General features: G+C 42.7%; 26 protein-coding genes. 22 read left to right on the top strand and 4 right to left on the bottom strand.

Going from position 1 to position 26,607, the window contains the following annotated elements; translation table 11 throughout:
* Positions 1-22 precede the first annotated feature (22 nt).
* From hslO to BT147_RS07330, 11 genes are all read left to right on the top strand, one after another.
* Complete coding sequence (gene hslO, locus BT147_RS07380; RefSeq protein WP_072332979.1) at positions 23-898, top strand: Hsp33 family molecular chaperone HslO; 876 nt, start codon at positions 23-25, stop codon at positions 896-898.
* A 278-nt stretch (positions 899-1,176) separates the two neighbouring features.
* A complete protein-coding gene (gene cysK / locus BT147_RS07375; protein WP_072332975.1) occupies positions 1,177-2,100 on the top strand; it encodes a cysteine synthase A in 924 nt (307 codons plus the stop codon).
* A gap of 171 nt (positions 2,101-2,271) precedes the next feature.
* Entirely contained in the window at positions 2,272-2,844 is a 573-nt protein-coding gene (locus BT147_RS07370; protein ID WP_072332971.1) for an anthranilate synthase component II, read from the top strand.
* Between the two features lie 12 nt (positions 2,845-2,856).
* Positions 2,857-3,681, top strand: a complete 825-nt coding sequence (folP, locus tag BT147_RS07365) for a dihydropteroate synthase (RefSeq protein WP_072332968.1) — start codon at positions 2,857-2,859, stop codon at positions 3,679-3,681.
* A gap of 12 nt (positions 3,682-3,693) precedes the next feature.
* Entirely contained in the window at positions 3,694-4,053 is a 360-nt protein-coding gene (gene folB, locus BT147_RS07360) for a dihydroneopterin aldolase (protein ID WP_072332965.1), read from the top strand.
* On the top strand, positions 4,053-4,601 hold the full coding sequence (folK, locus tag BT147_RS07355; protein ID WP_072332960.1) for a 2-amino-4-hydroxy-6-hydroxymethyldihydropteridine diphosphokinase: 549 nt from the start codon (positions 4,053-4,055) through the stop codon (positions 4,599-4,601). Before folB ends, folK begins: the two co-directional genes overlap by 1 nt.
* The gene (dusB, locus tag BT147_RS07350; protein ID WP_072332957.1) at positions 4,579-5,583 is read left to right on the top strand and encodes a tRNA dihydrouridine synthase DusB; all 1,005 of its coding nucleotides are present in this window, start codon (positions 4,579-4,581) and stop codon (positions 5,581-5,583) included. The genes folK and dusB overlap by 23 nt, the downstream gene beginning before the upstream one ends.
* Before the next feature lie 29 nt (positions 5,584-5,612).
* On the top strand, positions 5,613-7,100 hold the full coding sequence (gene lysS / locus BT147_RS07345) for a lysine--tRNA ligase (protein ID WP_286119175.1): 1,488 nt from the start codon (positions 5,613-5,615) through the stop codon (positions 7,098-7,100).
* 312 nt (positions 7,101-7,412) lie between these two features.
* Positions 7,413-8,042 carry a nucleotide exchange factor GrpE gene (locus tag BT147_RS07340; RefSeq protein ID WP_072332951.1) on the top strand — a complete coding sequence of 210 codons (630 nt, stop codon included), beginning with the start codon at positions 7,413-7,415 and terminating at the stop codon, positions 8,040-8,042.
* 35 nt (positions 8,043-8,077) lie between these two features.
* Positions 8,078-9,601, top strand: a complete 1,524-nt coding sequence (locus BT147_RS07335) for an Hsp70 family protein (RefSeq protein ID WP_072332947.1) — start codon at positions 8,078-8,080, stop codon at positions 9,599-9,601.
* Between the two features lie 179 nt (positions 9,602-9,780).
* Positions 9,781-10,632 carry a hypothetical protein gene (locus BT147_RS07330; protein ID WP_072332944.1) on the top strand — a complete coding sequence of 284 codons (852 nt, stop codon included), beginning with the start codon at positions 9,781-9,783 and terminating at the stop codon, positions 10,630-10,632.
* Between the two features lie 38 nt (positions 10,633-10,670).
* On the opposite strand, the gene BT147_RS07325 is transcribed toward BT147_RS07330, so the two are convergent.
* Positions 10,671-11,939: an MFS transporter gene (locus BT147_RS07325; RefSeq protein ID WP_353640709.1), complete on the bottom strand. Its 1,269-nt coding sequence runs from the start codon at positions 11,937-11,939 to the stop codon at positions 10,671-10,673.
* Positions 11,940-12,048: 109 nt separating this feature from the next.
* Between BT147_RS07325 and BT147_RS07320 the strand changes: the two genes are divergently transcribed.
* A complete protein-coding gene (locus BT147_RS07320; protein ID WP_072332939.1) occupies positions 12,049-13,152 on the top strand; it encodes a site-2 protease family protein in 1,104 nt (367 codons plus the stop codon).
* 146 nt (positions 13,153-13,298) lie between these two features.
* Here the strand turns inward: BT147_RS07320 and BT147_RS07315 are convergent, their stop codons facing one another.
* The 3 genes from BT147_RS07315 to BT147_RS07305 form a co-directional block, all read right to left on the bottom strand.
* Positions 13,299-14,048: a FixH family protein gene (locus BT147_RS07315; RefSeq protein ID WP_072332936.1), complete on the bottom strand. Its 750-nt coding sequence runs from the start codon at positions 14,046-14,048 to the stop codon at positions 13,299-13,301.
* 120 nt (positions 14,049-14,168) lie between these two features.
* Positions 14,169-14,810 (bottom strand): response regulator, encoded by a 642-nt coding sequence (locus BT147_RS07310; RefSeq protein WP_072332933.1) that lies wholly within the window; start codon positions 14,808-14,810, stop codon positions 14,169-14,171.
* A 1-nt stretch (position 14,811) separates the two neighbouring features.
* Positions 14,812-15,633 (bottom strand): sensor histidine kinase, encoded by an 822-nt coding sequence (locus BT147_RS07305; protein WP_072332931.1) that lies wholly within the window; start codon positions 15,631-15,633, stop codon positions 14,812-14,814.
* A 161-nt stretch (positions 15,634-15,794) separates the two neighbouring features.
* Between BT147_RS07305 and BT147_RS07300 the strand changes: the two genes are divergently transcribed.
* The 10 genes from BT147_RS07300 (at position 15,795) to BT147_RS07255 (ending at position 26,533) form a co-directional block, all read left to right on the top strand.
* On the top strand, positions 15,795-16,505 hold the full coding sequence (locus tag BT147_RS07300) for an MgtC/SapB family protein (protein ID WP_143187942.1): 711 nt from the start codon (positions 15,795-15,797) through the stop codon (positions 16,503-16,505).
* Positions 16,506-16,650: 145 nt separating this feature from the next.
* Entirely contained in the window at positions 16,651-17,121 is a 471-nt protein-coding gene (locus tag BT147_RS07295) for a CtsR family transcriptional regulator (RefSeq protein WP_072332925.1), read from the top strand.
* Positions 17,122-17,126: 5 nt separating this feature from the next.
* A complete protein-coding gene (gene mcsA, locus BT147_RS07290) occupies positions 17,127-17,660 on the top strand; it encodes a protein-arginine kinase activator protein McsA (protein WP_072333110.1) in 534 nt (177 codons plus the stop codon).
* Positions 17,661-17,672: 12 nt separating this feature from the next.
* Positions 17,673-18,752, top strand: a complete 1,080-nt coding sequence (gene mcsB, locus BT147_RS07285) for a protein-arginine kinase McsB (RefSeq protein ID WP_072332922.1) — start codon at positions 17,673-17,675, stop codon at positions 18,750-18,752.
* Positions 18,753-18,770: 18 nt separating this feature from the next.
* Positions 18,771-21,227 carry an ATP-dependent Clp protease ATP-binding subunit gene (locus BT147_RS07280; protein ID WP_072332919.1) on the top strand — a complete coding sequence of 819 codons (2,457 nt, stop codon included), beginning with the start codon at positions 18,771-18,773 and terminating at the stop codon, positions 21,225-21,227.
* Between the two features lie 108 nt (positions 21,228-21,335).
* Complete coding sequence (gene radA, locus BT147_RS07275) at positions 21,336-22,709, top strand: DNA repair protein RadA (protein ID WP_072333105.1); 1,374 nt, start codon at positions 21,336-21,338, stop codon at positions 22,707-22,709.
* A gap of 7 nt (positions 22,710-22,716) precedes the next feature.
* Entirely contained in the window at positions 22,717-23,790 is a 1,074-nt protein-coding gene (disA, locus tag BT147_RS07270) for a DNA integrity scanning diadenylate cyclase DisA (RefSeq protein WP_072332916.1), read from the top strand.
* An 82-nt stretch (positions 23,791-23,872) separates the two neighbouring features.
* Positions 23,873-24,586, top strand: coding sequence for a CDP-diacylglycerol--serine O-phosphatidyltransferase (gene pssA, locus BT147_RS07265; protein ID WP_072332913.1), 714 nt, complete (start codon positions 23,873-23,875; stop codon positions 24,584-24,586).
* Between the two features lie 260 nt (positions 24,587-24,846).
* Entirely contained in the window at positions 24,847-25,332 is a 486-nt protein-coding gene (locus BT147_RS07260) for a CarD family transcriptional regulator (protein WP_072332909.1), read from the top strand.
* 106 nt (positions 25,333-25,438) lie between these two features.
* Complete coding sequence (locus BT147_RS07255) at positions 25,439-26,533, top strand: PIN/TRAM domain-containing protein (protein ID WP_072332906.1); 1,095 nt, start codon at positions 25,439-25,441, stop codon at positions 26,531-26,533.
* The last annotated feature ends 74 nt before the right edge of the window (positions 26,534-26,607 follow it).

Raw genomic sequence — 26,607 nt, 5'->3', positions numbered from 1 at the left:
CTTTTAAGGAGGCATCTCTTTTATGTCTGATTATTTAGTAAGAGCCATATCAAAAGATGGTAGTTTTCGTGGCTTTGCTGCGAATACGACTCAGTTAGTTCAAGAATTACAAAGAAAGCATGTTACATTCCCTACAGCAAGTGCGGCCCTAGGAAGAACAGCCACGATGGGTGCACTCATGGGCTTAGAGTTAAAGAATAAAAAAGATGTAGTAACTATTCAAGTAAAAGGCAATGGACCACTTGGAGAAATTATGGTCGTAGCAAATGGTGAAGGGCATGTGCGTGGTTATGTAGATCAACCTGATGTGATAATTCCATTAAAAGAAAATGGGAAAATTGACGTATCTGGTGGGATAGGACAAGGATATATTTACATAATGAGGGATATTGGGATGAGGGAGCCTTACCGAGGATCATCCCCAATTGTATCGGGAGAGTTAGCAGAAGACTTTACCTACTATTACTCCACCTCAGAACAGGTACCTTCTTCGATTGGATTAGGCGTCCTTGTCAATCGGGATCAAATCCTCGTTGCAGGTGGCTATATGATTCAGGTCTTGCCGGGTGCGAGTGATGAGGCTATCGATGAATTAGAGAAGCGGATCATGGGGATACCACCTGTGACTTCTTTGCTTGAAAGTGGATTAACCCCAGAAGATATACTGTATCGTCTGCTAGGGGATGATGCTGAGATTTTGGATCGTAAATCCGTCGAGTTCCGATGTTCCTGTTCGCTGGAAAAGACTAAATCGATGTTAGCGAGCTTAGGGAAAAAGGAGCTGAAAGATATCATCGAACAGGATGGAAAAGCAGAGGTGGTTTGTCATTTCTGTAATTCTAAGTATCAGTTTTCGAAGGAAGAGCTTGAGGAGATACTGGAGGGGATTACGGGTTAGTGGATAGAAAAGAACTCGAGGCGATATTGGGTCTGAGATTATGGATAGTTGAGTAGTGGGTGGGGTTAAGTAGGGTGGTTGATTATTGGCTTGCTCCACTCAAACAGTCTTCTACATGTCCTACTTCAAACTATCTTACATTCATTTATACCAATGAATCAAAAACCATAATACCCTTCGATAAATTGGATAACATATTTAATTGATGGTTTACTCTAAACTTGATAAGATAAAGTCAATAAAATCCCTATCCTTACTCGGAAATAGGAGGACAACGAATGAAAGTTGCAAATAGTGTTCTAGACCTAATCGGCTCCACTCCCCTTGTAAAACTAAACCATATCGTAGGAAAAGCCGATGCAGATATATATTTAAAGTTAGAATTCTTTAACCCAGGTGGAAGTGTAAAAGATCGAATCGCCAAAAGCATGATCGAGGAAGCAGAACAGCGTGGCGAACTAAAGCCTGGTAGTGTGATAATTGAGCCGACTAGTGGTAATACAGGAATTGGGCTTGCTATGGTAGCGGCAGCGAAAGGATATCCTGCTATTCTCGTTATGCCAGATACAATGAGCATGGAGCGTCGTAATTTACTTCGGGCTTATGGAGCGGAAATTATTTTAACGCCTGGAGCGGAAGGCATGCGAGGTGCCATTGTAAAAGCAACGGAGTTAGCGGAAGCAAATCCAGAATACTTTATGCCTCAACAATTTAATAATATGGATAATGTAAAAGTGCATATCGAAACCACAGCACTAGAGTTATGGGATCAGGTTGATGGAGAATTAGATGCCTTTGTAGCAGGAGTTGGAACGGGAGGAACGATTACAGGTGTGGGAACTGTTTTAAAGGAAAAAATGCCTAATCTTCAAGTCGTCGCTGTAGAGCCATCCGCTTCTCCTGTGCTATCAGGTGGGAAGCCGGGCCCACATAAAATCCAAGGGCTTGGGGCTGGTTTCGTTCCGAAGATTTTAAACACAGAGATTTACGATGAGGTTATACAGGTTGATATTGAAGATGCGTTTGAATTTGCTCGCAAATTGGCTCGTGAAGAAGGAATTCTAGGAGGAATTTCTTCAGGGGCTGCGGTATCAGCTGCTTTGAGAGTGGCACGGCGCCTCGGTGCAGGGAAGAAAGTTGTCGCTGTCATTCCGAGTAGTGGGGAAAGATATTTAACCACACCGTTATATCAGTTTGAATAAGGGAAAACCTAGAAAAGGGGCACGTATCAACCATAGTTGGTTCCATACGTGCCCCTTTTTATCTATACCTAAAACAGAATCCATCTGATTTGTCAAGAACGAAAGATGAACCATTCTCGTTTTTATGCTAGAATGGGAAGATATTATATTTGAGTTGAGATGAGCGAAATAATGATTTGTATGATCGATAACTATGACTCGTTTACGTACAATTTGGTCCAGTATTTTGGTGATCTGGGCGAAGAGTTGTGGGTGGTACGAAACGATCAAGTCACAATAGAAGAATTAGAAGAGCATTCTTTATCGGCATTCATTATCTCACCTGGTCCGGGATCTCCAGAGGAGGCCGGGATTTCAATGGAAGTGATTCGTACCTTTGCTGGAAAAATTCCGATATTTGGTGTATGTTTGGGCCACCAGGCGATAGCGGAAGTCTTCGGGGGAAATGTGATCCGAGCAAAGAGACCGATGCACGGGAAGGTCTCAGAGGTATTTCATGATGGGAAAGGGGTATTTTCTCATTTGCCCAGTCCGATTATCGCGACCCGTTACCATTCTCTGATGGTAGAGCGTCAGTTACTCCCGATTGATCTCGAAATTACGGCTGAAACAGCAGAGAAGGAGATTATGGGTATTCGGCATCGTACTTTTGCTGTCGAAGGAGTTCAGTTTCATCCTGAATCAATCTTAAGTGAGTCTGGTAAGCAGATGCTTGCTAATTTTCTTCAGACTTATGTCAAGTAGGAGGAAGTTACTATGAAGGGATTCCGGGTGGGGAATCGAGATTTGCCTATCGGAAAACGAACATTGGTCATGGGGATTCTGAATGTTACTCCCGATTCTTTTTCGGATGGGGGTAGCTATCAAACAGTGGAACGTGCTCTCTTGCATGCGAAGAAACTGGTTGATGAAGGAGCGGACCTGCTTGATATCGGTGGGGAATCGACTAGACCCGGAGCTGAGATCGTCTCACTGGATGAAGAATTAGAGCGTGTGATTCCGGTTGTGAAGCGAATTACATCTGAGCTTGATATTCCTGTTTCGATTGATACGTATAAGGCACAAGTTGCGAAAGAAGCGATCCAATCTGGTGCCCATATCATCAATGATGTCTGGGGGGCGAAGAAAGACCCGCTAATGGCAAGTGTGATGTCTGAGCTAGATGTCCCGGTGATCCTGATGCATAATCGTGACGTCCCGGGGTATCAAGATTTGATGGCAGATGTAAAAAAGGATCTTCAAGATTCTATAGTGCTTGCTATGCGAGCAGGAGTGAAGCCGGAGCGGATCTGGCTGGACCCTGGAATTGGCTTTGCTAAGAACTTGCAGGAAAATGTGCAGGTCATGCAGCATCTAGATCAATTGGTGGAGATGGGATATCCTGTACTACTGGGGACATCCCGTAAATCGATGATCGGGAAAATCTTAGATCTTCCCCCCACTGAAAGGATAGAGGGAACACTGGCTACGGTGGGATTTGGAATTCAGAAAGGCTGTCAGATAATGAGAGTCCACGATGTACAAGAAACGGTCCGATTCTGCCGAATGATGGATGCCTTGGTATACGCGCCCCTTAACTAGGAGGAAACGAGAATGGATCATATATTTTTTGAGAAAATGCTTTTTTATGGTTATCATGGAGCGTTTCCAGAAGAAAACAAACTAGGGCAACGCTTTCAGATAGATTTAAAACTGTTTCTCTCCTTACAAGCAGCGGGATACACAGATGATCTTACGCTTACTGTCGATTATGGCAAGGTGTATGAAACGGTTCAGCAGATTGTCGAAGGGGCTCCATTTAAATTAGTGGAGAAGCTTGCTGAAGAAATCGCTACTCGTCTGTTATCTGGATATCCACTTGATGAAGTAGTGGTTCGTGTTACGAAGCCAGATCCTCCGATTCCGGGTTACTATCAATCGGTTGGTGTTGAGATTACGAGGGGGAAACAATAATGGTGCGTGCATATGTAGGGCTGGGTGCCAATATAGGGGACCCTGTTCAACAGTTAAAACAAGCCATTCATCTGATGCAAGATTCATCTGATGTACAGGTTCGGACTTGCTCCTCGATTTATCGTTCTGATCCAGTAGACTATCTGGAGCAGCCTGATTTTTATAATGTGGTAGCAGAGTTAGAAACTACTTTATCGGCAGAAGAACTACTCAGACGATGCCAGGAAGTGGAACAAGAATTGAAACGTGTGAGAGTGATCCGCTACGGACCTCGTACGATTGATATAGATATTTTGTTTTATGATCAACTGTTGATCCAAAAAAAAGATTTAGAAGTCCCACATCCGAAGATGAAAAATCGTTCATTTGTTGTCCTTCCATTGGCAGAGATCGTAGAGGATACAGAGCGTTTTTCTATACCAGGAACAAGTGAATGTCTGAGTGATTGGGTGAAACAAATGGGGAATCCTCGGGGAATCCTCAAGCTAGAGCCAATGCTTACGAAAAGGGAGGAGGAAAACACAAATGTGGAAAATCGGAAATGTTGAGATGAAGAATCAAGTTGTTTTAGCACCTATGGCGGGGGTTTGTAATCCTGCTTTTCGCCTGATCGCGAAAGAGTTTGGAGCAGGTCTCGTCTGTGCGGAGATGGTAAGTGATAAGGCGATTTTACACGGTAATAAACGGACGAAAGAAATGTTGTTTGTCGACGAACGAGAGAAGCCACTTAGTTTGCAAATCGTGGGTGGTGATCGTGAGACTCTAGTGGGAGCGGCGAAAGTGGTAGACCAATGTACGAATGCAGATATCATTGATATTAATATGGGGTGCCCTGTACCGAAAGTCGTAAACAATGATTCAGGAGCCAAGTGGCTTCTAGATCCAAATAAAATTTATGAAATGGTCTCTGCGGTAGTAGAAGCGGTCGATAAGCCTGTTACGGTAAAGATGCGCATTGGTTGGGATGAGGATCATATTTATGCGATCGAAAACGCCCAAGCAGTGGAACGTGCAGGTGGATCAGGTATAGCCGTACACGGTCGTACTCGTGTGCAGATGTACAAAGGAAAAGCAGATTGGAATATTATTCGCGATGTGAAACAAGCTGTTTCGATTCCGGTTATCGGAAACGGAGATGTGGCATCACCAGAAGACGCACGTAAGATATTAGACTTAACGGGTTGTGATGGTGTGATGATCGGACGTGCGGCTCTGGGGAATCCATGGATGCTTTACCGTACGGTTGAATATCTGACCAATGGAACACTCGCTCCAGACCCAAGCGCAAGCGAGAAGATGAGGATTGCCATTCTTCATATGGATCGATTGGTCGCGCTACGGGGTGAATCGGTGGCAGTTCGTGAGATGCGTAAGCATGCTGCGTGGTACCTAAAAGGACTACGTAATTCAAATATCATCAAGGATGCAGTAAATGAGCAAGAAACAAGAGATGGTATGGCGAATCTATTATTAGGTTTTGCGGAGCAAGTAGAGAAAAACGAAGCTGAGGCGGAAGCTAAGGCTGTCTAATAAGAGGGTCAAGGGGAGTTGAAGTACAAGTGCAAGAGGAATTAAATGAGTTGTTACAAGTACGTCGTGAGAAACTGCAAAATCTGCGAGATCGTGGAGTAGATCCGTTCGGGCAAAAATTTATCCGCACTCATCATTCAGCAGACGTGACAAGCCAGTTTGAGCCATTTAGTAAAGAGGAGCTAGCGCAGCGAGAAGAGAAGGTAGCCATTGCAGGTCGTTTGATGGCAAAACGGGTACAAGGAAAAGCTTCTTTTGCCCATCTCCAAGATCAAACTGGACGTGTACAGATCTATGTGCGCCTTGATGTAGTAGGTGATGAGCAGTACGAGACGTTCCAAACAGCGGACATCGGGGACTATATTGGGATTCGCGGTATCATGATGAAGACAAATCGTGGGGAACTAAGTGTTCGTGCACAAGAGGTTTCTTTTTTGAGCAAATCTCTGCGTCCACTACCTGAAAAATATCATGGGCTCAAAGATGTGGAGCAACGTTACCGGAAACGTTACCTAGATTTGATTATGAATCCAGAGGTAAAAGATACGTTTATTGCTCGTAGCCAAGTGATTAGCTCAATGCGTAACTATCTAAATAACCACGGCTATCTCGAAGTAGAAACACCTACTTTGCATAGTATTGCTGGCGGAGCGAGTGCTCGTCCATTTGTAACGCACCATAATACACTTGATATGACGCTTTATATGAGGATAGCGCTAGAGCTTCCTTTAAAACGTCTCATTGTGGGTGGGTTAGAAAGAGTATATGAGATTGGACGAGCATATCGGAATGAAGGGATTTCTACACGCCATAACCCTGAGTTTACGATGCTGGAGCTATATGAAGCGTATGCAGACTATCACGATATCATGAACCTAACCGAAAATATGATTGCGCATATCGCTCAAGAAGTTTGTGGTACAACGAAAGTCAACTACCAGGGAGAAGAAATCGATCTCTCCATAGGTTGGATGCGGAAATCGATGACCGATCTGATTCGAGAACATGTAGGAGTCGATTTCATGGCTCAGATGACGGATGAAGAAGCTCGGGCCATTGCGAAGGAAAATGGTGTACATGTAGAGCCTACGATGTCATTTGGGCATGTTGTAAATGAATTCTTTGAGCAAAAGATCGAACACTTGTTGATTCAACCTACCTTTGTAATGGGGCATCCAGTAGCGATCTCTCCTTTAGCTAAGAAAAATGCAGATGACCCACGATTTACTGACCGTTTTGAGCTATTCATCGTAGGGCGTGAACATGCAAATGCCTTTACAGAGCTAAATGATCCGATTGATCAACGTCAGCGTTTTGAAGCGCAAGTGAGTGAAAAAGCGGCGGGTAACGACGAAGCGCATCCAATGGATGAAGATTACTTGGAAGCGATGGAGTATGGGATGCCGCCAACAGGTGGTTTGGGAATCGGAATGGATCGCCTAGTTATGCTTTTGACAGATGCACCATCGATTCGAGATGTGTTACTCTTCCCGCATATGCGCGGTACGCAAGAATAGAAAATAAAAAAGCACGGAAGTTCTTGTCTTTCGTGCTTTCCTTCTTCTTATATACATTTGTAGATTTATAGAATGGTTGCCAACCGGGGCATTTTGCGAATAAAATAGAAGAAAAAATGGAGTTAAGAATAGTAATAGATAGAGTTTACGTATTTTTCACATTACTTTAATTGGATTAATGGATATAAATAGAAGAAATTTCGTGCGATGGAAGATGTTAGTTTTATTAGGTTTCATTTTTTCAAGCACTTTTTATGAAATAGGCTGTTATAATAGATTTATGTAAACTAGTGCACAAAGGGAGGAACAAGTATGGGTCCCAAAAAAGAGAACCGAAGATTATTTGGACAAGGTTCCCAACTACCACAACAACCAAAACGCATGAATTTACCGCAGATGCGCGAGCGGACCGGCGACGTAGAGGGAAAACCCGTTGATCGTCAACAGCAACAGGTTCTCTCTTTCTTATCTAGTTTGCAATCAAACTTTACTTCGCTCGTTCGTTTAGTTGAAAAGCGGCTAACGTACGATAAAACAAAAGAACAAGCGTTTGAACGATTATATCAAGAGATGGATTCGATGAAGCAGGATCAAGAATTAACAAATCTGAGGCCACTTTACATAGATTTGATCTTATTACATGATCGGATGGAAATGATCTATAAAGACGGTGCGGAGAATGGAAGTCTCTCACCCGAAGTAGCTGAATTACTTAAATCTTTAAATGGAGAGCTAATGGAGATCCTCTATAGACGTGGAGTAGAACCTATTTTCTTAGAATCGATTACGTTTGATCCTCGTTATCAAGAAGTCGTTCAAGTGGTACCAACTGAGGTACAAGAAGAAGACAATGAAATTGCAGCAGTAGTCCGTAACGGATTCCGCTATAAAGAGGTCATTCTGCGACCTGCTAAAGTGATTATAAAGAAACATCGTGTATAAGTAACAGAACCATCTTCCCTGAAGGAGTGAAGTCAATGGGTAGAGTAGTAGGGATCGACTTAGGAACAACATATTCCGCCATTTCCGTTGTGAACAAGTTTGGCAAGCCCGAAATCTTGGTGAACCGAGAGGGAGAGCGTATCACCCCTTCGGTTGTTTTATTTGATGGGGAAGACCCAATCGTAGGTAGTATCGCGAAGCGATCAGCAGTGGCAAGCCCTTTTAATGTGATCCAGTTTGTAAAACGTCAAGTAGGGGACAAGAATTGGCGCTTTATTACCGAACAGAAAGAAGTGTATTCACCCGAAGAGATATCCGCGATCATCCTACGCCGACTAAAGGAAGATGCAGAGACGCTAACGGGAGAAAAGATAACCGATGCAGTCATTACAGTACCTGCCTATTTCGATGATGCCCAGCGTAAAGCGACACAAGATGCGGGTAAGATTGCCGGCTTAAATGTATTGCGCATCATCAATGAGCCGACTGCGGCTGCTCTTGCTTATGGACTCGATAAAATGGATCAACGTCAAACCATCATGGTATATGACCTTGGAGGCGGAACGTTTGATGTGACTATCATGCGGTTATCACCAGAAGGGCTTCGGGTTTTATCTACGGGTGGAGCGAAAAACTTAGGTGGTTGTGACTTTGACAATGAGGTTATGAATTATTTAAATGAAGAGTTTCGTGTGCAAAGTGATATTGACCTACTAGATGATCCTATGTATGAGCAAGATCTTCGAGATAAGGCGGAGATTGCGAAAAAAACGTTATCTTCTCGGGAGCGTACCAATGTGTTTATCTCGGTTGGTGGTCATAATGCCTCTATCACCCTCACCCGTCAAAAATTTGATGAGCTAACAGGCTCTTTGTTGCAATTGACTCGTGTCATCATGGAGAAAGTGCTGTCTGATGCAGGCCTTCAATGGAAAGATATTGACCGTGTATTGATGGTGGGTGGTTCTACTCGTATGCGGTCTGTACCAGCTCTCATCGAGCGTGTGACAGGAATTCGACCTTCGCTCGATGTGAATCCGGACGAAGTTGTGGCGATGGGTGCCTCGATCCAAGGAACTCTCTTACATATGAAAGCGGGGCTTTCTGATCCTGATTTACTAAAGGCTTTCCCTGCTGTCGAAGTTCAAGATGTGAATTCGCATAGCTTGGGTGTTGTTGCTTTAGATGAAAATGGAGCGGAAGTAAACTCGATTGTATTGAAAAAAGATACCGTCATTCCTGCCCGGGTAAGCGGTCACTATACGACTACGGTAGATGATCAGACCCAACTTCACATTCAAGTAACCGAAGGCGAGAGTAGTGATCTGGACTTTGTAAAAGTTGTAGGGGATGGGATGATTGAACTTCCTAATTATGCCAAGGGAGCCCCGTTAGAAGTAATATTTGAGTACGATAGTGATGGAATTATCCATGTATCCGTCATCGACTCTACGGCGGGTGCTCTGCTCGGCGAAATTAATATTGAACGTACCTCTAACCTGACAGATGAGGAAGTAATAGAGAAGCAACAGCGAGTAGCACAACTTGCTATTAGTTAATGTTTCGAAGCAAAAAGGCCTTAACTAGATTTTTTCTAGTTAAGGCCTTTTTGCTTAAAGGAAGGATATGAGTGAAATGTGACAAAAAAAAGGAATTTAAATAGATCATAGCGAAAATGAAATGGTATGATGGGGGCATGGAAATTTGTTGAGGATAAACTTGGAAGCGAGGAAATGAAATGCAAGACACTAGCATGATTCCTACTTTTATAGTGAATCTGTTTAAAGAAACGTTACCAGAAGAACAGCCAGAGATCTTTGAATCTAAGATTCCTGTAGAGGGTCATGAAGGGGCTTACTATTTTGGACGATTCCATCCTTCAGGGAAGGTCTTGGTGGTGCGAGAAGATGGATCCGTGCCATTCTTTGAAGAAGTGGAGCCCGTTGTCGAACGCGTACTGCAGTATGAAAGCCTCAAAAAATCCAATGATTTATTATACGTGCTTCTAACAGGCGAACAAGAGATGTACCAAAGTTTGGTACAGATGCTAGACGAGATAAAGAATCATTATGAAGAACACATGGACCTCTTCCCGAAAGAAGAGTTTCAACGTGTTGCCCAAACATCACATGTTTTATTCGTGCAACAAGGTGATTTAGAAAAGGCTAACGAGGAATTAAACCAGCTAGCGAGTAACATGTATCGAAACCATGAAATTACCCCTAGTAACTTAATGAAGTTAAAGGCTTTACATATATCAGTAGCACAGCTTTTTCAGAAACAGATCTTAACCTACAATAAAACGACCCAGGATGAGCGTGTAGTTGTAGAGTATTTGTATCGTCATACCCCCATTTGGAAATTTAACTGGCGCGGCGTATTACGAGACCTAAAATCCGTTCAAAAGCAAATTGCTACTGGCTTGTCCAAAGAGCTTCTTGAGGATTCGAATGTGACCCATTTATTTAGCAAGGGTGCATCCCTTTCGCAGGAAGAAAAAGAGGCGGTGATGGAGCAAGTAGTGAATCATAAGACAGAAGTGGTTATGGAATTGATGAAGGAGTTAGAGCATGATTTAAACCAAGTATAGCCGCCCTGCTAAGGGTTATACTTGGTTTTTTCTACATGTTACATGTTTATCAGGGGTGCTTCGTCATTAAGTGCTTCCTTCTCGCCTTTTGGTATGTTTACTCTAAATAACAGAATAATCCCAACGACGAAGAAGAAGACGAGAGACAAAATACCTAATCGACTAGAACCGCTCAATTGCCCAACGAGAGCAAAAACAAATGGGCCTAGTATAGAGGCACATTTACCTGTTAGACTAAAGAAGCCGAAAAATTCCGTATTATGGTAGACTGGAACCATACGACTAAAGATCGAACGGCTAATGGCTTGGCTTCCTCCTTGGACGAGTCCAACTAATCCAGCAAGAATATAGAAGTGCATAGCCGATTGCATGTAGTATCCGATACAAACTAGGATGAGATAGGTAAATAGTGTAATAAATAGAGTACTTTTGGACCCCACTTTCTCCGCTATTTTTCCAAATAACAAGGTACTCGGAAAGCCAATAAATTGGGTTAAGAGTAGAGCAGTGATGAGGTGTGTGGTCCCGATGCCGATTTCTTTTCCGTATATGGTAGCCATTTTAATAATTGTATTAATCCCATCATTGAAAAACCAAAATGCTATCAGAAACTTTATTAGTTCGGGATATTTTGTTATTTTACTAAGTGTGTGACGGACATCTCGAAATCCAATTCGTGTCCATTGCCAAGCACTTCTTTTTTCTGCAACCATCTTTTTTTCAGGGACGTTTCGAAATAGCGGGATGGCGAACAGAAACCACCAGACTCCAACGGATGCTAGTGAAATCTGGGTAGCGGTAGTAGGAGTTACACCAAATATCTCCGCATTTAGGATAAAATATAGTTGGGCGGCTAGGAGGATTCCCCCACCAATATAGCCGTATGAGTAACCGACACTCGATACATAATCCCTTTTTTCTGGTGGAGCGATATCAGTTAAAAACGCATCATAGAAAACATTTGCTCCAGAAAAGGCAATCGTCCCGATACATATGAGTAGAGAAGCCCAAATCCAATTGCCTGCTCCAATGGTAAACATGAGTAGACAAGATATAGCACCAATATAAGTAAAGAAACGTAGAAATATTTTTTTTGAGCCACTAGCGTCTGCGATGGCTCCAAGGATTGGGGATAAGAGTAAGACGAATAGGGAGGCAATTGAATCTGTGTATCCCCAGTAAGCAGTCGCTGTTCCCGGGTCAAGTCCCTTGGCTGCTGTATCAGAAAAAAAAGTTGGCATTACAGCCGCGATAATGGTTGTGGCAAATGCCGAGTTGGCCCAATCATAAAGAGCCCAACTACGGATGACTTTACGATTCAGAAAAATTCCTCCTTATATGATGTAAGATGAAAGCGATTTTATTTAGTGTATCATAACCCTGAGAACGATGGATAAATAGGAATGGGGGATTCAAATGGATCCGAAGAAAAAGAAATCTTCGATCGGAACATGGTTAGCTAGTTTGGGGATTTTGCTCATTACGTTTGGTTCAAAGTTAAAAGTGCTTTTTCCACTTTTGAAGGTAGGGAAATTTTTACCTACCTTTCTTACGATGATCCTCTCGATTTGGGCGTATACGTTAATAGCTCCCTTTCAAGTGGCCTTTGGTCTCGTTATGATGATTTTGATTCATGAGATTGGACATGTATTAGCTGCTAAGCAAAGAGGGTTGCCTGTATCTGCTCCTGCTTTTATCCCCTTTGTGGGTGCATTTATTACGATGAAAAAGCAACCACGAGATGCGGAAACGGAAGCTTTTATCGCTCTGGGAGGACCCTTACTAGGGACAGTTGGAGCATTGGGGTGTTGGATACTTGGTTATGTGACAGGGGATTCCTTTTATTACATGATTGCTTATATTGGTTTTTTCTTAAATGTGTTTAACCTTGTTCCCATTCACCCACTAGATGGTGGTCGAATCGTGGTTGCGATTTCGCGCTGGTTCTGGGTGCTTGGCTTAATAATGGGCTTAGTACTGATTATTTACCTGAGAAGCATCTTACTTTCCATCATTTATGTGATGTTTGTGTATCAATTATATGCAAAGTATGTAAGAAAGAAGAAGCCGAAAAAGCAAGAAAGGTCGAGAATCGAGATATTGTCGGTAAAGTTGGATCCCCATCGATTTGCAGAAGTAGGAGCGTACATACCAAGTGAATTACACAGGAGGGAACTTGATTACAGGTACTATACAGTTCTTGCAAGCAAAAGGGCGTTTTTAGATGTGTTTTACCCTGGCTTAGGGAGAATTGCAACCATACCAGACCTACATGCTGAGATAAAACGGGTCTACTTAATACGTACTCAAATGACAGATGATGGTAAAGTAGAGTTTGCCATTGAAATGGAGTATCGCCCCTTTTATCAGGATAATCAGGCGAATTCACCTGAGGATAAGAGATATTATGATGTTTCCAAAAAACATAGACTCCTATATGGTGTTTCTTATTTAGGTCTGGCTACATTATTACTCTATATGATGTGGATTACCCAGACGATGGTCCCGGAGGTTAGGTAAAGATCACCCCCTGATAAGTGGATTATCAGGGGGGTGATCTCATTTATTGAGTATATCTCATAGATCATTGTCTTTAAATAATGTGCTTTCATTAAGCGAAATCATAAGTCTGAAGGCTGAAAAAGATCCTGAATCCCACTCTCAAACTACTTAACCGAAACGGTCTTTTCCACATGCTCATGTAGCTTGATAGAAGGTTTTTCTACATGTAGTTGTACATGATACTTGCCCGATTCAGCAAAGCTATAATCCTTAGTGTATTCTCCAGCTTTCCCTTCTGAAACATCGATAAATTGGTGCTTCTTATCGCCTTCTTTCCAGATTTCAAACTTCACGTTAGCTCCTGTTAACGGTTTTCCCTTTGCATCCATCACATGGCCCATTAGTGAAAATGACTTCCCTTTTTCCAGTGAATCTGGAAGCATGATATGCAGGCGATCCTTTTGGTCCCCGTGTTGGTGACTATGCCCTTCCGCCTTTTGGTCCCCTACTTGAAACGTTCCTTCTGCCATCTTATGATCCTTGTCGGTATACACATGAACGACTACATTATAAGCGCCTGCCTCCTTAAAGGAGTCACTAGCTGTGTAATCTCCATTCGATATATGCTTTGCAGGATATTGCTTATGATCCGTGCTTGTCCCTTTCCAAACTTCAAACTCCACCTTCGCATTCGTTACCCCGTTCCCTCCTTGCTTCACATTTGCTTGGAAGGTTACAGGGTCACCCGTATTTGACTTATCGGGATTTGCTAGAAACGAAACAGATAGTTCTCCAGTCGCTTGGGTCTGTTTGTTCTGATTCTCTGTAGTCTTCGGACCACCACATCCACTTATCAACGAAACAGTAGCCACAACACAGATAGACGAGATCAATAACTTCATTTTCTTGTTCATAATAAAAAACTCCCTTTCAAAATAGTAGTGATATGATTTATAACTAAATAACAGACTATTTCAGATCATAAAATGAGAATCAAAAGAACCAAGCTCGACCAATCAGTCTAATAGCATCTTTTAAGTACTCATGTACCCCTGTTCAAATGCAAATCGAGTCAATTGCACCCGATTACTAACATGTAGTTTTTGCATAATATTCTTCAAATGATTTTTCACCGTATACTCCGAAATTGTGAGTAAGTGAGCAATATCCTTGTTGCTATTCCCCAATGCCACTAACGATAGAATTTCCTGTTCCCGAGATGTTAGCCGGTGTTCTTGCTGTGTTTTCGGCTGGCTCATAAACTCAGTTAAAATCCTTTTTGCTATTTCCTTGGAAATAGGGGCATCATCTTTCATGATGGCATGTAAATAGTCTAACCAAATGGAAGGGTTTAAGTTCTTCAGCAAGTAGCCTTGTGCCCCTTTTTTAAGTGCTTCAAATAGATCTGCTACATCGTCAGATACCGTGACCATGACGATTTTGATGTGAGGTAGTTCTTCTTTTAGTATTCGGGTGGCGTCTAATCCATTTAGTACGGGCATATTGATATCCATTAATACAAGGTCGGGTAATAATTCTTTACAAAGCTGAATCATTTCTTTCCCATTTGTTGCTTCTCCGATCACATGAAAAGCAGGATCGCTTCCTAAAATGATTTTGATTGCAGCTCTGGCATGTTCGTGGTCATCACCAATTAAAACTCGGTATTTGCTCATTTTAAGAGACTCCTTTTTCAACCCACACTTTGGTTTTTCCCATTTCGTGCGTAATCGAGAATGTTGCCCCTAGTTCTTCTGCACGATCTCGCATCATTTTACAGCCAAATCGATCAGCGTGATCGAGGGGATCTGTTTGATATCCCTGGCCATCATCTTCCATTTCAAGACGCCATCCGTGAGTGGTAGGCCGGATGTGAAGAAAAACATAAGTCGCTTGTCCAGCATGCTTGTATACGTTAGTAAAGGCTTCTTGGATGATGGCGATTAGTTCTGTCTGCTCTTTTAAAGTGAAGGAGTCCTCATGAATTTTCAATTGAACAGATACGGGAATCCCTATCTTTTTTTCAAATTCGCTTACGAGTTCATCTATTTGCTGACTCCACGTCATCGGTATTAATTGGGTCTCCTCCTTTAATGTAGCAATAGAGTGGCGTACATAGTTATGAATTTGATGTAGGTTGTTTCGAATGGGATTCCATTGGAGATTAGGCTGTTGCTTTTCAAGTAAATCGAGTTGGACAGAGCATAAAAATAAAGTCTGAGCAATTCCATCATGCAATTCTCTGGCGATTCGTTCCCGTTCCTGTAAAACTGCTTTTTCAGCAAGCTCGCTTTCTAATCGCTTTTGCAGTTGCTCATATCGGGCAAATAATAATCGCGAAACGGTTAAGGTGACGAAAAGCACGATCAGGGGAGAGAGCCAGTTTCCCATTTCCATCGAGATATGGGATAACAAAAAATCATGACGTATATATTCCCACAGACCGATCACGATTGTGGGCAACAGTAAAATCGACCAACGGATACTTTTGTATGACATACACACACCTCTCGTACAATAAGGATAATCATTTAGCATACCATGAAATCATATAACGCTTTATAACGATAGTTTGTCTTTCAACAACAGCTTTGAATCATCCTAAACATTCTTATGTTATGACGAATTTCATTATAAATCTATAGCTCTTAGGAGGGATCATGTTGTCCAGTATTTGGTATATCTCAGAGTGGGAAATGGTATTACGATTGATGGTTGCTGCTGTTCTTGGTGGGCTAGTTGGATGGGAACGAGAGGTAAATAATCACCCAGCAGGTTTTCGGACTCATATCTTAGTAAGTGTTGGCTCTGCATTAATTATGTTGATTTCGATCTATGCTTTTGTCCCGTTTATTGAAGTGGACCGCCGTTTCTTATTCGATCCGGCACGTTTAAGTGCTCAAGTAGTAAGTGGTATCGGTTTTCTCGGTGCTGGAACTATCTTAAGACAGGGAGTAACAGTAAGTGGACTTACGACGGCGGCATCGCTGTGGGTCATAGCTGCGATTGGATTAGCTGTGGGTTCAGGTTTTTATTTCGCGGCAGTGATTACCACATTGTTAGTCTTAGTTAGTTTAGAGTTATTAAATCGTATCGAGAAATATATGGTGAAAAAACGTTGCCTTTATCGATTTGAAATCATCGTACAAGGAGAGGATCGGGGGAGAATAATAGGTAATTTGGCAACCTATTTTGCGGGAAAAGAGATTCAACTAAAAAAGCTACGTGTAGATGAAGAGGAAGGAGCATTAAGCGAATTTCGTCTGACCATTACACTCCATTTGAATGATTCCAGTGATGAAAGTTTGACCAATGTGATCGGAGATCTCCAAAAAATAGGTGGGGTTCATGAGGTGAGAAGGATCATTTAAGTAGGTATGAAGCACTGCTATTCGTGGGAAACTGAAGAGGAAGATTGGGTGGAGTTGGTATAAAAAATGATTGGCATTATCAGATGAAAACGATATAATAAAATCAGAAGGTCAAAGATAGTCAAAGTCAGCAGGAGGTTTTCCGATGAGTAGTATTTCAGACATCATTGAACACTATCTAAAGCAGATGCTCGTTGATAGCGAACTGGGTGTCGTGGAAATCAAGCGGAGCGAGCTGGCTGATTCATTTCAGTGTGTTCCCTCCCAAATTAACTACGTCATTAGTACTCGCTTTACCTTGGAAAAAGGCTTCCTCGTCGAGAGTAAGCGTGGTGGAGGCGGTTACATTCGGATTAAGAAAGTTCCTGTGTTGGATAGTCAGAGGTATTATATCGAGCTATTGGAACGGATTGGAGATTCGATTCCCCAAGTGACTGCCGAGCATGTGATACATCGCCTGATTGAAGAGGGTTTTATGACTCCAAGGGAAGCTCACTTGATGAAAAGTATGATTTCGCGAGATTTGATTCAACTACCTCTCATCATGCGCGACCAGTTGCGAGCGCGCATGATGAGGATGATGATTACAATATTATTCGCAAACAAAGGAGAGTGATGGATGTGCTCTGTCCTGAATGCGGAAAAAGGTCGGCTACGATTCATTACAAAAAGGTAGTGAATGGACAGAAGACGGAATACCATCTGTGTGAATTATGTGCACAGGAAAAAGGAGAACAGATGCCTGGTTTCGATCACGGATTCTCTTTCCACCATCTACTGTCTGGTCTTTTGAATTTTGAGCCGATTACGCAGATGGGGAATCCCCAGGATGATGCGAGTCATTCACCGCAAGTACTTCGTTGTCCATCATGTGGTCTAACATATAATCAGTTTTCAAAAATGGGGCGTTTTGGCTGTAGCGATTGCTACTCAACATTTCAGCAGTGGCTAGATCCATTAATGCGGAAGGTCCATGGCAATACCAAACATAACGGGAAGGTACCCGAACGCGCCAAAGGAAAAATCCGCATGCGCCATAACTTAGAGAAGCTAAAGGAACAATTGCATCGCAAAATCCATGAGGAAGCTTTTGAAGAAGCAGCTCAGATTCGCGACCAGATTCGAGCCCTGCAAAAACAATTAGAAACAGAGTAGGAGGGGGACCTGATGTCATTAGAAAATTTTATCCAACGTGCAACGAGCGAATGGATGAAAGTGAAGGGGCCTCAATCTGACATTGTTTTTAGTAGTCGGGTGAGGATAGCTAGAAACCTAACTGAACTTCCATTTCCGATGATGGCGGGCACGTCTCAAGGAGAAAAAGTAGTAAAAACGATTGAGAAGGCTTGGAAAAAAATTAAGAAACACCAACCTATCTTGCAATCTGCTGAACTGATTCGTATGGAAAACTTGACTGATCTAGAGAAACGAGTTCTGGTGGAAAAACACCTAATCAGCCCGAGTCTAGCTGAGGAATCTAGACATGGAGCAGCGATTATCAGCCATGATGAATCGCTCTCCATTATGATTAACGAGGAAGACCATCTACGTATCCAGGTTTTATATCCAGGGTTGCAACTTGAAAAAGCGTGGGAACTAGCGAGTAGTATTGATAATTTACTAGAAAAAGAACTATCTTTTGCCTTCGATGATCAAGTTGGGTATATGACGAATTGCCCGACCAATGTAGGTACAGGGATTCGTGCATCTGTCATGGTTCACTTACCGGCACTTGCGATGACACAACAATTGAACCGCCTGATACCAGCTATTATGCAAGTAGGTTTAGCGGTTAGGGGAATTTACGGCGAAGGTAGTGAAGCACTCGGACAATTGTATCAAGTGTCCAATCAAGTCACGCTAGGACAATCAGAGGAAGAGATTATCGAAAATTTAGTTGGAGTCGTCCTACAGATGATCGAGCATGAGCAATCAGCTCGAACTAGGCTTACCAGTATTTCGATCATTCAACTAGAGGATCGTGTTTATCGTTCGCTCGGTATTCTAGCTTATTCACGAATCATGGACTCCAAAGAGGCCATGAAGCGCTTGTCCGATGTGCGACTGGGGGTTGATTTAGGTATGATTCAAGACGTGGGCTCTAATGTCATGAATGAGTTAATGGTGATGATTCAACCAGGTTTTTTACAACAATATGCAGGAGAGCGCTTGAATCCCGAAGAACGTGATATTCAGAGGGCTGATTTCATTCGAGAGCGCTTACGTATGGAAAAACAAACAGACTAGAAAAAGAGGTGTTAGCTTATGATGTTTGGTCGCCTAACAGAAAGAGCGCAAAAAGTATTGGCACTTGCTCAAGACGAAGCAGTACGACTAGGTCATAGCAACATTGGTACGGAGCATATCTTACTTGGTTTGCTTCGTGAGGGAGAGGGAATTGCAGCAAAGGCATTAGTCGCTTTAGGGCTTGGGCTGGAGAAGATTCAAAAGGAAGTGGAGAATCTAATCGGTAGGGGGACGAATCAACCTACCAATATTGCCTATACTCCTCGTGCAAAAAAAGTGATTGAGCTATCCATGGATGAAGCGAGAAAGCTAGGCCACACCTATGTGGGGACAGAACATATTCTTCTTGGTTTGATCCGAGAAGGAGAAGGGGTAGCCGCACGGGTATTAAATAATTTGGGAGTAAGCTTAAATAAGGCACGTCAACAAGTCCTACAGCTTCTGGGGAGTAATGAATCAGTTGGTGGAGGTCATGTGGCTAGTGCCAATACACCTACTTTAGACGGACTTGCGCGTGATCTCACTGCTATTGCACGTGATGGACATCTAGACCCTGTGATTGGTCGAGGGAAAGAAATCGAACGTGTAGTCCAGGTTTTATCTCGCCGTACGAAAAACAACCCTGTCCTCATAGGGGAACCCGGTGTAGGAAAAACAGCAGTGGCAGAAGGCTTGGCTCAGCGAATTGTTGCTGGGGAAATTCCGGAAACACTTCGTGGAAAGCGGGTTATGACCCTAGATATGGGTACGGTTGTTGCAGGTACTAAGTATCGGGGAGAATTTGAGGATCGTTTAAAGAAGATTATGGACGAAATTCGCCAAGCAGGGAATATCATCCTGTTTATTGATGAATTGCATACGTTAATTGGAGCTGGCGGAGCAGAAGGAGCAATTGATGCTTCCAATATTTTAAAACCAGCTCTGGCTCGTGGCGAATTGCAATGTATTGGTGCGACCACCTTGGATGAATACCGGAAATATATCGAAAAAGATGCGGCATTAGAGCGTCGCTTCCAACCGATTACGGTGGATGAACCTACTGCAGAAGAAGCAGTTCTGATCTTAAAAGGGCTTCGTGATCGCTATGAAGCGCACCATCGCGTGAAGATTACAGATGAAGCGATTGAGCAAGCTGTGAAGCTTTCGGATCGTTACATCACAGATCGTTATCTACCTGATAAAGCGATCGATCTTGTTGATGAAGCAGCTTCGAAGGTTCGTCTATCCTCTTATACCGTACCGCCTGATTTAAAAGAGTTAGAGAAGAAGATGGTAGATGTTAAGAAAGAAAAAGACGCCGCTGTTCAGAGTCAAGAGTTTGAAAAAGCAGCTTCCCTTCGTGATCGTGAGCAAAAACTTCGCGAAGAATTAGAATCGACCCGCAATCGCTGGAAGCAAGATCAAGGCCGATCAGACTCGGAAGTAACAGGGAATGATATTGCTCATATTGTGGCAAGCTGGACAGGGATTCCGGTCGTTAAGTTGGCTGAGGAAGAATCGGCTCGTTTGCTAAATATGGAGGCGATCCTGCATAATCGGGTGATTGGTCAAGAGGAAGCAGTGAAGTCTGTTGCCCGTGCGATACGCCGGGCTCGTGCTGGACTTAAGGATCCTAAGCGCCCCATTGGCTCCTTTATCTTTCTTGGACCTACTGGTGTAGGGAAAACAGAATTGGCTCGCGCACTTGCAGAATCGATGTTTGGTGATGAAAATGCGATGATTCGGATCGATATGTCTGAGTACATGGAAAAGCATACTACTAGCCGTCTGGTTGGATCTCCACCGGGGTATGTAGGGTATGATGAGGGTGGCCAATTAACAGAAAAAGTACGCCGGAAACCGTACTCAGTTGTTCTCTTTGATGAGATTGAAAAAGCCCATCCAGAAGTATTCAATGTCTTGTTACAGGTGTTAGAAGATGGACGGCTCACAGACGGAAAAGGTCGTACGGTTGACTTCCGTAATACCGTCATCATTATGACTTCCAACGTCGGGGCTTCTACGATTAAGAATACTCGCCTAGGGTTTGCTACCGGTGATACGAGCAAAGACGAGTATGAGCAAATGAAGAACAATGTTATGGAACAGTTGAAGAAAAGCTTCCGCCCAGAGTTCTTAAACCGAATTGATGATTTGATTGTGTTCCATTCTCTAAAAGAAGAACATCTTCAAGAGATCGTAAGCTTGATGGCAGAAGAGCTACGTAGACGTTTGAAGGAGCAAGAGATTGATTTTACTCTTTCGCAAGCAGCAAAGAGTTACCTTGCAAAAGAAGGATTCGATCCACAATACGGCGCTCGTCCACTCCGTCGTGCGATCCAAAAGCATATCGAAGATCGTCTATCGGAGGAATTGCTTCGCGGCCATATTGTGCGAGGGGATACCGTTCAAATTGATTTAAAAGATGGAGCCTTAGTCGTAGAAAAGGGAGCCATTAAATCAGCAGCCAAGTCAACCAAGTCTAAACAATCCTAAACGATTAGAACAGCCTTGAGGGATCGGGGCTGTTCTTTTTTCTAACCGATGAATGCCTTATTTGCTATAATGAGGGATGAATTCCATTTGAGCTTTGAGGTGAATCCTTTGGCAAAAGTTAAGACTCGATTTATTTGTCAAGAGTGCGGTTATGAATCAGCAAAGTGGATGGGGCGCTGCCCAGGATGTGAAGAGTGGAACTCAATGGTGGAAGAGCGGGAAAATACTTCTCTGCGGATTCCTGGGACGAATATTAAACCAAAAGCTAAGCGTGAGAAGGCTTCGCGAATTACTCAAGTGGAAAAGTTATCTACTGATCGTACAGACACCGGTATGCGTGAACTAAATCGCGTACTTGGAGGGGGACTTGTTCCAGGTTCGCTAATCCTAGTTGGCGGAGATCCTGGGATTGGGAAATCGACTCTTTTACTACAAGCCACGTATCGGTTAGCGCGATCTGGTACTTCCATCCTGTATGTCACAGGTGAGGAATCCCTTGAACAAATTCGTATGCGGGCTGAACGTTTGGAATCATTACATGAAGAATTATATGTCGCCTCCGAGACAGACCTTACAGCTATTGAAGAATTAATAAGGGAAACGAATCCAAAGCTGGTTGTGATCGACTCCATTCAAACGATGTATCATCCAGAAGTAACTTCAGCTCCAGGGAGTGTGGCTCAAGTACGTGAATGTACGGGACAACTCATGCGCTGGGCGAAGGAACAAGGTGTGGCAATTATCATTGTGGGTCATGTTACGAAATCTGGCGCTATTGCGGGCCCGAGGATGTTGGAGCACATGGTGGATTGCGTTCTGTACTTTGAGGGAGAGCGTCATCATACATATAGGGTACTCCGGGCTGTTAAAAACCGTTTTGGTTCTACCAATGAAATCGGTGTATTTGAGATGAAAGAGCTTGGATTAGAGGAAATTGATAATCCATCTGAAGTGTTTTTAGCAGGGAGGCCTGTTGGGGTTCCGGGTACAGCTGTTACAGCGAGTGTAGAGGGAACGAGGCCCGTTTTGGTGGAATTGCAAGCTTTAGTAACACCTACCAGCTTTGCTACTCCGAAGCGTTCAGCCTCTGGTATCGATCATCAGCGTTTGACGATGATTATGGCGGTTCTTGAAAAAAGAATTGGTATGTTTTTACAAAATCAAGATGCGTTTGTAAATGTGGTAGGTGGTGTTCGGTTAGATGAACCTGCTGTGGATCTAGCAATTGCCGTAGCGCTGGCATCTAGTTTTCGTGATCGCCCTACCGGAGTGAGCGAATTATTTATTGGGGAGGTAGGGCTGACAGGTGAAGTTCGGGCAGTATCCAGAATTGAACAACGGGTGGCGGAGGCTGTTAATTTGGGCTTCGAAAAGGTAATACTACCTAGTAAGAACTTACGCGGTCTAACATCGCCTTCAGGTGTTCAATTAATAGGTGTCAATAGTGTGACAGAGGCTTTAAAAGAAGCGATGGGGGGGTAGACATTCATTGAGTAAAGAATTTGATTCGATTTTAAGTGGAGCACTAAAACTACTTGCCCCAGGAACGGCCTTTCGAGAAGGCCTAGACAATGTGCTAGGTGCTAAGACAGGGGCACTTATTGTGGTGGGATATGATGACTCTGTAAAGGAACTTGTGGATGGTGGATTCCATATTGATAGTCCTTTTACTGCCGCGCATCTGTATGAATTATGTAAAATGGATGGTGCGATTATTTTAAGCAGTGATGTGAAGCGGATTCATTATGCAAATGCACAGCTAGTTCCGAGCTCTTCCATGCCTTCTACAGAGACGGGAATCCGTCATCGAACAGCGCAACGAACGGCGAGACAGACGGGTAAACTCGTCGTATCTATCTCCCAACGTCGTAATACTATTACTGTTTATAAAGGTAGTGTTCGGTATGCCTTGCGGGATATTCGTGTGATCTTGACGAAAGCGAATCAAGCGATACAAACATTAGAAAAATATAAATCGGTGTTGGATCAAGCTACTACCAATTTAAGCGCGCTTGAGTTTGAGGAATTGGTCACACTAAATGATGTGGCTCTCGTGATTCAACGAATTGAGATGGTGCTCAGGATCAAACGAGAGATTCAGAGCTATATCAATGAGTTAGGATCAGAGGGTCGGTTAATTCATATGCAGTTAGAAGAGTTGGTTTCACATGTCGAAGAGGAAGCGGAATGGTTAATCAAAGACTATGCCAAAGATCCTGTTATTCAAACGCCTACGAGAGTATTTGAGGATCTAAAACACCTGTCGAGTGATGACTTGTTAGAACAGATCCATATTGTGCGGGTTCTAGGCTATCCAGGTAACACCAATCTCCAAGAAGGAACGGTTGCACCGAGAGGATATCGGATTTTAAACAAAATCCCTCGCTTGCCATGCAGTATTATCCAAAAACTTACATTTCGATTTGGGAAGTTGCCTAAAATTATGATGGCCTCAATCGATGAATTGGATGATGTGGAAGGAATTGGAGATGTTCGAGCAAGGGCGATTCAAGAAGGTTTACGTAGGATTCAGGAACAGGTCTTTATTGACAGACATATCTAAATACCTTACAATGAAACATTATACAAATGAACGAAAATGAAAGGTCCTCGATAAGGACTTAATCCAATAGGGGGTTCCCTGTATGTTTACAAAGTCATTACCTAACTGTTTGACCGTCGGGAACTTATTCCTCGGTATCATGGCTATTTTGTTAGCGATTCATGTAGAGCAATATTGGGAATATGCAGCCATCATGGTTATTATCGGGATGTTATTAGATGGCTTGGATGGTCGTGTAGCTCGTATGCTTAACGCACAAAGTGAATTCGGAAAACAATTGGACTCATTATCAGATCTTATTACATTCGGTGTTGCTCCGGCAGTTATTATGTATGTATCTGTTTTACAACCTATGGGCTTCGGAGGCTGGGTTGTAACCGCGATTTTCCCTATTTGTGGGGCATTGCGCCTTGCGCGATTTAACGTTCACCCTGGAGTCCCTGGCTACTTTATCGGACTACCGATTACTGCGGCGGGCGGAATCTTAGCCACATTGGCACTCTATAAAACGTATGTAGATAGCCCAGTGGTTTTGTTGGTCGCTACTTTATTCCTATCTTATCTGATGGTAAGTCAGATCCGTTACCCTGCTTTCAAGAAAACTACGATTCCAAAAAGTGTTTATTGGATCGCTCCACTCTTTTTGATTGCCGTTGGAGTAGCGGCTATCTATTTTCCGAAAGAGCTTCCAAAGGTGATCTTTATTCCACTAGGCATCTATGCATTATACGGTGTTAAAAAGACACTTGAACGGAAAAAACGTACGGAAGAGCACGATGAGCCGGTTGAAGAATAAACTCGATTGATGAAAAACAACGCACCTTCAATTGTTGGATACAAAAAAACCAACAGTTGGAGGTGCTTTTTCTATGTGCGATGGGGGTGTTCTGTTAGATATATTGAATTCTTATTTATTTTTGACAAGCTATTTATTATGCAAAAAGATATTGACTCCTACAAAAGTTATGTGCTAAGATATTAATTTTAAATTTCGTTGACAGTTTCTCTCAGTTGTGATATCTTGGAAATAGATATTGTCTCTGGGGGTGGATCTATTTGTTCAATATTGGTGACAAGGTGGTTTACCCGATGCATGGCGCTGGGATTATTGAATCCATTGAAGAGCGCGAGATCTTAGGGGAACGTAAACAATACTATGTGATGCGTATGCCAATTGGGGATCTGAAAGTGATGGTTCCTTTGCAAAGTATTAATAGTATCGGGTTGCGTGAGGTTGTCGACGAAAGTACGGTAGATAAAGTATTAGATCGTATGAGAAATTTCGAAGAAGAAGAAACAACCAGCTGGAACCGCCGTTTTCGTGCCAATATGGACAAGATGAAAAGCGGAGACATCTATGAAGTTGCGGAAGTTGTTCGTTCCTTGATGTTTCGTGATGAGGAGAAAGGACTCTCCACCGGTGAGAAAAAAATGCTAGACAATGCAAGACAAATCTTAATTAGCGAGTTGGCACTAGCTAGGGATTTACAAGCCGAACAGGTTTTTGAACTTATTGATGAAATTATTTCATCCCACACATAGCTTGAATTTTCACCCTTATTTTTTTATGAAGGTCCAATAGGTTTGTATTTCATTAATTTGTCTATACTGAATACTAGATTTGATGTGAGAGGGGAGGTGAAGCCCCATGATGAATCGTTTTGTGCAATTAGCATTCACACTCCTAGGAGCATCCGCGGGTTGGGTACTCGGTCCGAAGTTTTTTCGGGTGCTTCAAGAATCTCCTCTGAATTTTGGAGAAGTTCCGTTTTCAGGTTATGTTGGTGCTTTTATTGGGGCTGCGCTCTTATTTGTAGTAGCGATTCGTGTTTCAGAAAGTGTTATTAGCTGGATTAAGTGGTTTGAAGAACACCTTGTAAAAATTCCAGCGGCGGATGGATTATTTGGTGTATTTGGCTTAATTATGGGTCTTCTTATTGCATTTTTAATTCAACAACCAATTTCTGAGCTTTCAATCCCAGGAGTTGAACGAGTTTTACCGATTATTGTATCGATTTTGTTTGGATATCTTGGTTTTAGTGTCGGCTATAAGAAAAAGGATGAGCTTATTACTATCATTACGTTTGGCCGGCAAGGAAGGGATAAACAAGCTAAAAAAGAGAATCAAGACATCGTAGAACACAAAATTTTGGATACCAGCGTCATTATCGATGGACGGATCGCTGATATATGTCGGACGGGCTTTCTAGATGGAACGATCGTCATTCCTAGTTTTATTCTAGAAGAACTGCAACACATCGCGGATTCCTCTGATGTATTGAAGAGAAATCGTGGTCGTCGGGGACTTGATATCCTCAATAAGATCCAAAAAGAGCTTAATATGAAAGTATTAATCTATGAGGGTGATTTTGAGGATGTTGCGGAAGTGGATAGCAAATTAGTGAAGTTGGCTAAAGTTCTATCAGGTAAAGTGGTAACCAATGATTTTAACTTGAACAAAGTATGCGAACTACAAGGTGTTAGCGTACTAAATATCAATGACCTAGCCAATGCAGTTAAACCAGTTGTATTGCCGGGTGAAGAGATTAATGTTCAGGTGATCAAAGACGGAAAAGAACACGGCCAAGGAGTCGCCTATCTAGACGATGGAACGATGATTGTCATCGAGGGTGGTCGGGATTATATAGGGGATCATATTGATGTCCTTGTAACGAGTGTACTTCAAACTTCGGCAGGCAGAATGATTTTTGCTAAGCCTAAGCTCCTAGAGCGTGCGTTATAATAAGGAATAAACAATAGCCCGTATGGTGTCTTTCGATGCCGACGGGCACTGTTTTATTTGTGTATAAGGAGGAT

The sequence above is a fragment of the Thermoactinomyces sp. DSM 45891 genome, from assembly GCF_900119485.1.
Lineage (GTDB): Bacteria > Bacillota > Bacilli > Thermoactinomycetales > Thermoactinomycetaceae > Baia.
This window is presented reverse-complemented; position numbering and strand designations above follow the sequence as displayed.

Excerpts from the sequence above, each read along its gene's own strand:
- BT147_RS07330 (WP_072332944.1), top strand. The coding sequence starts at position 9,781 with ATGCAAGACACTAGCATGATTCCTACTTTTATAGTGAATCTGTTTAAA.
- BT147_RS07280 (WP_072332919.1), top strand. The coding sequence starts at position 18,771 with ATGATGTTTGGTCGCCTAACAGAAAGAGCGCAAAAAGTATTGGCACTT.
- BT147_RS07315 (WP_072332936.1), bottom strand. The coding sequence starts at position 14,048 with ATGAACAAGAAAATGAAGTTATTGATCTCGTCTATCTGTGTTGTGGCT.
- pssA (WP_072332913.1), top strand. The coding sequence starts at position 23,873 with ATGTTTACAAAGTCATTACCTAACTGTTTGACCGTCGGGAACTTATTC.
- cysK (WP_072332975.1), top strand. The coding sequence starts at position 1,177 with ATGAAAGTTGCAAATAGTGTTCTAGACCTAATCGGCTCCACTCCCCTT.
- BT147_RS07295 (WP_072332925.1), top strand. The coding sequence starts at position 16,651 with ATGAGTAGTATTTCAGACATCATTGAACACTATCTAAAGCAGATGCTC.
- BT147_RS07340 (WP_072332951.1), top strand. The coding sequence starts at position 7,413 with ATGGGTCCCAAAAAAGAGAACCGAAGATTATTTGGACAAGGTTCCCAA.
- folK (WP_072332960.1), top strand. The coding sequence starts at position 4,053 with ATGGTGCGTGCATATGTAGGGCTGGGTGCCAATATAGGGGACCCTGTT.
- folP (WP_072332968.1), top strand. The coding sequence starts at position 2,857 with ATGAAGGGATTCCGGGTGGGGAATCGAGATTTGCCTATCGGAAAACGA.
- BT147_RS07255 (WP_072332906.1), top strand. The coding sequence starts at position 25,439 with ATGATGAATCGTTTTGTGCAATTAGCATTCACACTCCTAGGAGCATCC.
- mcsB (WP_072332922.1), top strand. The coding sequence starts at position 17,673 with ATGTCATTAGAAAATTTTATCCAACGTGCAACGAGCGAATGGATGAAA.
- BT147_RS07300 (WP_143187942.1), top strand. The coding sequence starts at position 15,795 with ATGTTGTCCAGTATTTGGTATATCTCAGAGTGGGAAATGGTATTACGA.
- BT147_RS07310 (WP_072332933.1), bottom strand. The coding sequence starts at position 14,810 with ATGAGCAAATACCGAGTTTTAATTGGTGATGACCACGAACATGCCAGA.
- BT147_RS07370 (WP_072332971.1), top strand. The coding sequence starts at position 2,272 with ATGATTTGTATGATCGATAACTATGACTCGTTTACGTACAATTTGGTC.
- hslO (WP_072332979.1), top strand. The coding sequence starts at position 23 with ATGTCTGATTATTTAGTAAGAGCCATATCAAAAGATGGTAGTTTTCGT.
- dusB (WP_072332957.1), top strand. The coding sequence starts at position 4,579 with ATGTGGAAAATCGGAAATGTTGAGATGAAGAATCAAGTTGTTTTAGCA.
- BT147_RS07305 (WP_072332931.1), bottom strand. The coding sequence starts at position 15,633 with ATGTCATACAAAAGTATCCGTTGGTCGATTTTACTGTTGCCCACAATC.
- folB (WP_072332965.1), top strand. The coding sequence starts at position 3,694 with ATGGATCATATATTTTTTGAGAAAATGCTTTTTTATGGTTATCATGGA.
- BT147_RS07335 (WP_072332947.1), top strand. The coding sequence starts at position 8,078 with ATGGGTAGAGTAGTAGGGATCGACTTAGGAACAACATATTCCGCCATT.
- BT147_RS07320 (WP_072332939.1), top strand. The coding sequence starts at position 12,049 with ATGGATCCGAAGAAAAAGAAATCTTCGATCGGAACATGGTTAGCTAGT.